This window comes from Bradyrhizobium sp. (genome assembly GCF_035701725.1).
GTDB lineage: Bacteria > Pseudomonadota > Alphaproteobacteria > Rhizobiales > Xanthobacteraceae > Bradyrhizobium.
This window is the reverse complement of sequence record NZ_DASSRP010000092.1, coordinates 1-8956: the sequence shown is the minus strand read 5'-3', so window position 1 is coordinate 8956 and position 8956 is coordinate 1. Positions and strand designations below refer to the sequence as shown.

At 63.7% G+C, this 8956-nt stretch carries 7 protein-coding genes and 2 pseudogenes; 4 read left to right on the top strand and 5 right to left on the bottom strand.

Annotated elements, in window-relative coordinates:
• The 4 genes and pseudogenes from VFL62_RS04805 to rfaD form a co-directional block, all read right to left on the bottom strand.
• Positions 1-351, bottom strand: a pseudogene (locus VFL62_RS04805) (capsular biosynthesis protein); the annotation flags it as partial.
• Between the two features lie 56 nt (positions 352-407).
• Positions 408-1682, bottom strand: a complete 1275-nt coding sequence (locus VFL62_RS04800; RefSeq protein WP_414644607.1) for an O-antigen ligase family protein — start codon at positions 1680-1682, stop codon at positions 408-410.
• A complete protein-coding gene (gene rfaE1, locus VFL62_RS04795; RefSeq protein WP_325171229.1) occupies positions 1679-3166 on the bottom strand; it encodes a D-glycero-beta-D-manno-heptose-7-phosphate kinase in 1488 nt (495 codons plus the stop codon). The genes VFL62_RS04800 and rfaE1 overlap by 4 nt, the downstream gene beginning before the upstream one ends.
• A 25-nt stretch (positions 3167-3191) precedes the next feature.
• Positions 3192-4172 carry an ADP-glyceromanno-heptose 6-epimerase gene (gene rfaD / locus VFL62_RS04790; protein ID WP_325171228.1) on the bottom strand — a complete coding sequence of 327 codons (981 nt, stop codon included), beginning with the start codon at positions 4170-4172 and terminating at the stop codon, positions 3192-3194.
• Between the two features lie 150 nt (positions 4173-4322).
• Here rfaD and waaF point away from each other — a divergent pair, with 150 nt between their 5' ends.
• The 4 genes from waaF (at position 4323) to VFL62_RS04770 (ending at position 8505) form a co-directional block, all read left to right on the top strand.
• Positions 4323-5381: a lipopolysaccharide heptosyltransferase II gene (waaF, locus tag VFL62_RS04785; RefSeq protein ID WP_325171227.1), complete on the top strand. Its 1059-nt coding sequence runs from the start codon at positions 4323-4325 to the stop codon at positions 5379-5381.
• Between the two features lie 69 nt (positions 5382-5450).
• The gene (locus VFL62_RS04780) at positions 5451-6041 is read left to right on the top strand and encodes a D-sedoheptulose 7-phosphate isomerase (RefSeq protein ID WP_325171226.1); all 591 of its coding nucleotides are present in this window, start codon (positions 5451-5453) and stop codon (positions 6039-6041) included.
• Positions 6038-6562 (top strand): HAD family hydrolase, encoded by a 525-nt coding sequence (locus VFL62_RS04775; RefSeq protein WP_325171225.1) that lies wholly within the window; start codon positions 6038-6040, stop codon positions 6560-6562. Before VFL62_RS04780 ends, VFL62_RS04775 begins: the two co-directional genes overlap by 4 nt.
• A 140-nt stretch (positions 6563-6702) precedes the next feature.
• Positions 6703-8505, top strand: coding sequence for an ABC transporter ATP-binding protein (locus tag VFL62_RS04770; RefSeq protein WP_325171224.1), 1803 nt, complete (start codon positions 6703-6705; stop codon positions 8503-8505).
• 175 nt (positions 8506-8680) lie between these two features.
• Here VFL62_RS04770 and VFL62_RS04765 read toward each other — a convergent pair.
• Positions 8681-8956, bottom strand: a pseudogene (locus VFL62_RS04765) (lipid A hydroxylase LpxO); the annotation flags it as partial.

Genomic DNA, 8956 nt, shown 5'->3' with positions numbered 1-8956 from the left:
GATGGTCACCTTGCCGAAGAAGAAGGTGCCATGCACGTTGGGCGCCACCAGAATGTAGTCGAGCACCAACAGCGCCACGGCGAGCACGGTCGCGGCGCGCAGGATGTTGAGCGCATCCGGCAGCGAGATGAAACGCCATTTAGTGGTGGTGAGATTGAACAGGTAGCAAACGACGACGCTGAACGCCAGAAAGTACGGCAGGATGCGCAGCAGCAGCGGCATCCGCTCCCAGAACTGTTCGGCGCCCTCGAAGCGCAGATAGAAGGCGACAAAAAACGCCGCCGCCGATGCGCCCGCGTCATGCAGGGCGATCAGGTAATTGCGCAGCGTCAGGTGCGTCAAACGCGTCATTTAAGAAGACCGATAGCCCATCAGAAGCGCGCTGCAAAGCGCAGGGGAAAGCATATTCATGAATTGCTGATCGGTGCGGCGGGGGACCTGCAAACCTTGACCATCCCGCCGGCGACGCCGACGCCGATCACGTACATCCAGCCCTCGTGAAAATCGAAGATGTGGGAGTTGAACAGCGAGGTGAAGATGTTTTGCACCACGACCAGCAGCCCGATCCAGTGCGCGAGAGTGTCGCCGCGGAACAGCATCAGATGCGAAATCCACATCGCGTAGAGGATCACGACGCCGAGCGTCCCCCACTGCACCGCGACGTTCAGGGTCTGATTATGGGGATTCCTGACCACGTCGGCGGCAGCCCCGGTCTGCCCGATCGCCGCCTGGACGAACAGCCCTTCGATCGAGCCGGTGCCATGACCGATGACGGGCGCGTCGGCAAAGAAGCGAAGCGACTTGCGGTAGAATTCCAGCCGCTGGCCGATCGAGGTGACCGCGCCGGTCGCCATATATTCCTGGTACTGCTGGCGGAATGTGGCGACGGTCGATTCCAGTTGCGGCGAGGCGAACCAGACGACCACCCCTGCAATGATACAGGCGCACAGCACCAGTAGCGTGGTTTTCAGCCGCAGGTGCAGCACCGCGAAGGCCGCGAGCATGATCGGGATCGTGACCAGCGCGGTGCGCGAGACGATGACGAAGGCCATGTTGGCGAGAAAGGCGAGCGAGAGCGCGCCGAGCAGAAGCGCGAGCGCGAATCGTTTGGCGCGCAGCATGGTCGCGATCGGAAAAGCCAGCGCGACCGCGCATAGCGCGAACTCCTGGCTCTGGTCGATATAGTTCTTGACGAAGACGCCGCGCGAGGCGGCGCCCGCTTCCTTGAGCGTCAATTGGGGGAAATAGGCGACGATCCAGGACGCTACCACCATCACGGCGCACGATGCGAGAAACGCCGTGAAAACCCAAAGCCCCCGGCGCGAGCGCTCGAAATGATAGAACAACAGCGGCACGAGCAGCAGTTTGGCGGTCGGGGCGACCGAGTGGAAACGCAGGTTCCAGTTCGCATCCGACCACAGCGTGCCGGCCAGAGCGAGCAGGAACAGCGCGATCGGCGCCATGCAGGCCGGGCGCTTCAGCGAGGCGATAAAGGTGGGCGCATCGATCGTCGGCAGCATCACGAGCACCAGCACGACACCGAAGATTCCGACCAGCGAGGTCGACCAGGGCAACGACGCCGCAAGCAGCACGGCGACGATGTCGGTCGTGGTCATCCAGGCCGCCGGATCTCTCAACCGCCTCCAGAACGACGCGCCGATCGGCTCAGCGCTGGCCGTCACGCCTTGCCTCCAGGTTTCTTTTCTCCTCTTGCGCGATCGACGAGCGAGGTCGTAGAAAATCCCTGCAGCACGTCGACCAGGATCACCTCGCCGCCATGCGCCTCGACGATCTCGTGGCCGACCACCTGCTCGCGGGTATAATCGCCGCCCTTGACCAGCACGCTCGGCTTGATCTCCTCGATCAGCTTCAGCGGCGTATCGTCCTCGAAGATCACGACGAGATCGACGGCCTCCAGCGCCGCCAGCACTTCGGCGCGCGCGCGCTCGGCCTGCACCGGCCGTCCCTCGCCCTTCAGCCGCTTGACCGATGCATCGCTGTTGAGGCCGACGATCAGGCGATCGCAGGCACCGCGCGCGGCGGTGAGCACCTTGACGTGACCGGGATGCAGGATGTCGAAACAGCCATTGGTGAAGCCAACCCGCAAACCCTGCTTGCGCCACTCGGCAAGCCGCCCCGCAAGCTCGCTGCCGGAGGCGACGATCTTGTCTTCGGCCGCGAGCGAGGCGTGCGGCAGAATCTGGCGGCGCAGTTCTGCCGGCGTCACGATCGCGGTTCCCTTCTTGGCGACGGCGACCGCGGCGGCCGCATTTGCGAGGCGCAATGCGTCCTCCCAATCGGCGCCCGCGCCGCGGGCCACCGACAACACCGCGACGACGGTATCGCCGGCACCGGAAACGTCGCGAACCTTGACCGGATAGGCCGGCACGTGGACGGCCTCGCCCTGGCGCGGCACCAGCGTCATGCCGTGTTCGCTCTGCGTCACGAGAATGGCCTCGCAATCGGCCAGTTGCATCGCATCCTGCGCGGCTGCGGCAATATTGTCGTTGGAATCGGCACGGCTGCGCGTCGCCTCGGAAAATTCCTTGCGGTTCGGCGTCAGCAAGGTCGCGCCGCGATAGATGGCGAAGTTGGCGCTTTTGGGATCGACGATGACGGCCTTGCCAGCCTTGCGCGCGGCGTCGATGACATTGCGGATCACGCGCGCGGTCAAGACGCCCTTGGCGTAGTCCGACAGCAGCACGATATCGGCGCGCGGGATCAGCGGCAGAATCGTGTCGATCAGCTTTTGCTCGGTCGCGCCGGTCGCCGGGTGCGCGATTTCCCAATCCGCGCGCAGCATGTGGGTGAGGAAATGCTCGGAAACAAACCGCACCTTGCGCGTCGTCGGCCGCGATGCATCCGCCACCATCACGCTTTCGATCAACGGTTCCGCGGCGAGCGCGGACTTCAGTTCCGTTCCGGCGGCATCCTCGCCGATCAGGCCGACAAAGATGCATCTGGCGCCGAGTGCGGCGATGTTGCGCGCGACGTTGCCGGCCCCGCCGATATTGATCTCGCTGCGCTTTGCCGCGATGACCGGCGCCGGCGCCTCCGGCGAAATCCGCGACACTTCACCGTAGACGAATTCGTCGAGCATGAGATCGCCGACGCAGAGCACGGTCTGACGGGCCATCGCGCGGTGAAAGGAATCGAAGTCGAACATGAGCTTGCCGTTGTAAGCCGAGAACTCAGCGATAGCGGTCGGGCTGATCGAGATAACCTTTGACGTACAGCGCGACCGCTTCCTCGAGCGCCGTGAAGCCGCCGTTATAGCCGGCGCGCTGCAGGCGATCGACCTCGCTCTGGGTGAAATATTGATAGCTGTCGCGGATCGACACCGGCATGTCGATATAGCGGATATTGGGTGCAAGTCCCAGCGCGGCGTAGGCCGACAGCATCAGGTCCTTGAAGCTGCGCGCCTTGCCGGTCCCGACATTGAAGAGGCCGCAGACCTCCGGCGTTGCGAGCAGCCAGGTCACCACCCGCACCACATCGTCGACATAGATGAAGTCGCGGCGCTGATCGCCATCGGCAATTCCGTCGCGATGCGACTTGAAGAGCTCGACGGTGCGGCCGCCTCTGATGTCGTCGAAGCGTTTGGCGAGGACGCTCATCATCGCGCCCTTGTGATATTCGTTGGGCCCGAACACGTTGAAGAATTTCAGGCCTGCCCATTGCGGCGGCAGCTTCTCGCCGCGCGCGGCGCGCGTCATCACGGCCATGTCGAACAGGTGCTTGCTCCAGCCGTAGAGATTCATCGGCCGCAGCGTCTTCAGCGCGGAAAGCGCCGAATCGTCGGCAAAGCCTTGCGCGCCATCACCATAGGTCGCGGCCGAGGAGGCATAGATGAAGGGAACGCCGCGCGCCGTGCACCAATCGAAGAGGCGCATCGAAAACCGGAAATTGGTCTCGATCACGAGATCGCCGTCGGTCGCGGTGGTGTCGGAAATGGCGCCCATGTGAATGATGGCATCGAGGCGCCGGCCGTCCAGCCAAGCCATAAGCTCGGCCGGCGGAACGATGTCGGAAAGCTGCCGCTTGGCGAGGTTGCGCCATTTGCCGCTGTCGCCGAGCACGTCGCAGACGGCAACGTCCGCGCGGCCGGCCTCGTTGAGCGCGGCTACGATATTCGATCCGATAAAACCGGCCCCGCCGGTCACCAGCAGCATTCCGCGCACCCTGTCGTTAGAGAGCCAGCTTTGCCTCAACAGGCTCCGACAGGCAACGTGGGCTGAGCTAAATAGTGAAGGTTAAAGCGAGGCTTTACCTGCGTGTTTGGAGCCGTTACCGAGGCCGCCATGGGCGATACCTTCAAAACTATGAACGATGATTCATATCATTCCGTGGCCGTTGAGGATGCGGACGACACCCGACCGATTCTGATCGTCCCTTACATGTGGATCGGCGACTTCGTGCGCGGTCATAGCGTGGTGCGGGTCCTGAAGCAGCGGTTTCCGAACCGGCCGGTCGATCTGCTCGCGACCAGCCTGTGCGCGCCGCTGGTCGATTACATGCCGGGCGTGCGCGCCGCCATTGTCCGGGACCTGCCACGCGGGCGCTTAGCGCTCGCCCAACAGCGCGCGCTGGCCGCCGACTTGCGGGCGCGCAACTACGCCACGGCGCTGGTGCTGCCGCGGACCTGGAAATCGGCGATTGCGCCGGCACTTGCCGGAATTCCCGAACGAATCGGTTTCGTCGGCGAGGCCCGCTTCGGCCTCATCAACCGCTGGCGCTGGGGCGAGAAGCGCCTGCCGCGATTCCTCGACAAAAACGCCGCGCTCGCCCTGCCCGACGGCGCCGCGCTGCCGCCGGAATGGCCGGTTCCGCAACTCCGGGTGTCGCGGGAGGAAGCCCTGCGCTTCCGGCAAACAAATCAACTCGGGCAGGGCGGCGCGGTCGCGCTCGCGCCGGGCTCGGTCGGCTCATCCAAGCGCTGGACCTATTACCCCGAACTGGCCCGACATCTGGCCCGGCATGGTCTCGATGTTTGGGTGGTCGGCGGTCCCGGCGAGAAGGCGATCGCGGCCGAGATCGTCGCAGCCGGCGGATCGCGGGTGCGCGATCTCACCGGGACAGACCTGCGCAACGGCATTCTGGCGATGGCGGCCGCTCAGCTTGCGGTCAGCAACGATTCGGGGCTGATGCATATCGCAGCCGCTTTGGGCACGCCGACCATGGGCATTTTCGGCCCCACCAGCCCCCGTCTCTGGGCGCCGATCAATGGCCTCGCGGCCACCATTCAGACCAAGACCCATGTGCCCTGCCAGCCTTGTCACCGCCCGGTCTGCCGGATGAACGACCATGCCTGCATGCGGGACATTCCGGCCTCCGAGGTGGCCGAAGAGGCAATGCGACTGGTCGCCGAAGCAGCGCATTAAGGATGATAGCTGCTTGCACCGATTCAGTGTCACGATTACCAAGGTAAGCCATCACGTTAGCGGTGACGCTTGAATCAGGTTTCGAAAGATCCGATTGCGGCCCATCTCGTGGCCTCGCGCGAGGCGCTTGAGCACGCGAGTGGCGATGCGGCTGTGCTCGATGCCGCACGGAAGATCGCGAGCGTGATCGCCGCCGCCCTGCGCGCCGGCCATAAGCTGCTGATCGCGGGCAATGGCGGCAGCGCCGCCGACGCCCAGCACATCGCCGCCGAAATTGTCGGCCGCTACAAAAAGGACCGGCCGGCCTATGCCGCGATCGCGCTGACCACCGATACCTCGGCCTTGACCGCGATCGGCAACGACTACGGCTTCGAGCAGGTGTTTTCGCGCCAGGTCGAGGGGCTGGGCAGGCGCGGCGATGTTTTGCTTGCGATGACGACGTCGGGCCGCTCGCCAAACATTCTCAGCGCGCTGAAGGCCGCGCGGCAGCTTGGAATTGTCACGATCGGCTTCACCGGCGCCAAGGGCACCGCGCTCGGCGCCGCATGCGACCACCTCCTGGTCGCCCCGAGCGACGACACCGCGGTGATCCAGCAGATTCACATGGCCTTCGCCCACGGCATCTGCGAAGTCGTCGAACAGGTGCTCACGGCGCCATGACCGCCTCTGCTCGCGAGCGGCCCGCCGCTTTTCTCGACCGCGACGGCGTCATCAATCACGACGACGGCTATGTCGGCACCCGCGACCGCATCCGCTGGATGCCGAATGCGGCGAAAGCGATCCGCCGCCTCAACGACGCCGGCTATTACGTGTTCTTCTTTACCAACCAGTCCGGCGTTGCACGCGGCTTCTTCACTGAGGACGAACTCAATACGCTGCACGACTGGATGCGCACCGAACTGTCGGCGCAAGGGGCACATATCGATGACGTCCGTTACTGCCCACATCACCCGAAAGGCTCGGTCGAGGGATATCTCGAAGACCATCACTGGCGAAAGCCGAAGCCCGGCATGATCCACGACCTGATGGAGCACTGGCCGGTGCGGCGCGAAGGCAGTTTCGTGATCGGCGACCGCGCAAGTGACCTCGAGGCAGCACAGGCCGCGGGCCTGCCCGGCTTTCTGTTTGCCGGCGGCGACCTCGATGCGTTCGTCGCGGAGATTCTGGCGAAGCAGGTTTAAGACTGGAAACGGCGAGCTTCCGCCCAGAAAAATCAAGCGGTTACGCCAGATTTTTCAGCGGCGAATTTGCTTGAAAATCACTTGAAGTGCGGGCAAACCGACTCGAACACGAAGCGAAGCCCCGACGTCAGGGAATGCGGATGGCCGAATTTCCAAAGAAAATCACCGATGATCCCTATGGCGCGGCGATCCTGATCCGCCGCCTCGTGGTGGAACAGGGGCTCGGCTACTGGCGGCAATACCTCCTGGCGTTTGCGCTGATGGGCGTCGTGGCGGCCGCCAGCGCCGGCGCGACCTACGTGCTCGGACAAGTGATCAACCAGGCCTACGTCAACAAGAATGTCGCCGGCATCGCCACGCTCTCCGGCGTCACGGTGCTCTTGCTGTTCATCAAGGGCATCGGGACCTACGGCCACACGGTCATCCTGTCGAAAATCTCGAACGCCATTCTCGCCCACAACCAGCGCCAGCTGTTCGCCAAGCTGATGAACGAGAGCGTCGGTTTCTTCTCCGAGCGGCATTCATCGGAATTTCTGGCGCGCATGACTGCCGGCGCCAAATCCATCACCGATCTCCTGAACATGCTGATCAACGCGATCGGGCGCGACTTCCTGGTGCTGGCCGCGATGATCGCCGTGATGGTGAGCCAGGACCCGATCCTGTCGCTGATCGGCCTTGTCGCGGTGCCGCCGGCGATGCTGATGCTGCGCAAGCTCGTCAAGCGCATCAAAGGTCTGGCGCACACCCAGTTCACCGGCACCGCCAGCATCATGGAGACGATGCAAGAATCGCTGCAGGGCATCCGCACCGTCAAGGCGTTCACGCTGGAAGGAGCGATGCAGAAGCGCATCGACGACAACATCGCCGCCGTCGAACGCAACGCCAACAAGATGGCGCGGGTCTCCAACCGCTCCAACCCGCTGATGGAAATGCTCGGCGGCTTTGCGGTCGCAGGCTGCCTGATGTATGCCGGCTACAGCGTGGTCGCGCTCAATGCGACGCCCGGCGCATTCTTCTCGTTCATGACCGCCTTTCTGATGGCGACCGAACCGGCCAAGCGGCTGGCACGGCTCAACATCGACCTCAACAGCCAGCTGGTCGGCGCGCGCATGCTGCTGGAGGTCATCGACAGTCCGGCCACCGAAAAGGCCGACGATGACAAGCCGGCGTTGAAGCTCTCCGATTCCAGAATCGAATTTCGCGATGTCTCGTTCGCCTATCGTCAGGACGAGCCGGTATTGAACCGCATGAGCTTCGTCGCCGAGCCCGGCAAGATGACCGCGCTCGTCGGCCCCTCCGGCGGCGGCAAATCGACGGTGCTGGCGCTGCTGCTACGCTTCTACGAGACCCGGGAAGGCGCGATCCTGATCGACAACCAGGTGATCTCGGACGTATCGCGGCGTTCGCTGCGGCAGCAGATGGGCTATGTCGGACAGGACGTCTATCTGTTCCGCGATTCGATCCGCGCCAATATTGCCTTCGGCAAGGAGAACGCCACCGAGCAAGAAATCGTCGAGGCCGCCAAGGCCGCCTGCGCGCATGATTTCATCACCACCTTCCCGCTTGGCTACGACACCCCGGTCGGCGAGCACGGCACCCAGCTTTCGGGCGGCCAGCGCCAGCGCATTGCGGTCGCCCGCGCACTGCTTCGTAATGCGCCGATCATCCTGCTCGATGAAGCAACCGCGGCGCTGGATTCGGAATCCGAAAAGCAGGTTCAGGAGGCGATCGAGCATCTCTGCCAGAACCGCACCACCATCGTGATCGCGCACCGGCTGCACACCATCATGCACGCGGATGCGATCCTGGTGGTCGAAGCCGGCGAGATCGTCGAGCGTGGCCGTCACGAGGAGCTGTTGCGCCGCGGCGGCCGCTACGCCTCGTTCTTCCGCCTGCAGCAGCGCGACAGCGGCTATCTGAGCGAAATCAGCGCGGCGGAATAGGGCTGCACATTTTCAGCCGCACGGCTCACCTCTCCCCTGCGGTCGATCGCGAAGCGATCGGTTGAGGGGCAAGCTATAAGCTATACGGAGTGACCGTAACCCCTCGCCCCAACCCTCTCCCAGAGGAAGAGGGAGCAAATCTCATTGCGGCTCTACCGAACCGATCCGGCGATAATCAGCGGAACACGGACACCACGATCAGGCCGAGCACCGCGGCCGTCACGGTGTATTTCAGCGCGTAATACACCTTGCGGTTCCAGTCCTTGAGGCGGCGGCTCGCCGTGTGGATGCCATAGATGCTGCCGAAGAACCGGTTCAGCACGCCGACCTGCTCACCTTCGACGTTCTGGGTCGCGGACGCCTTGACGATGTGATGGCTGACCCAGCGGTTGATCGCGGTCATGAAGCCGTACTTCATCGGACGCTCGACGTCGCAGAACAGGATGATGCG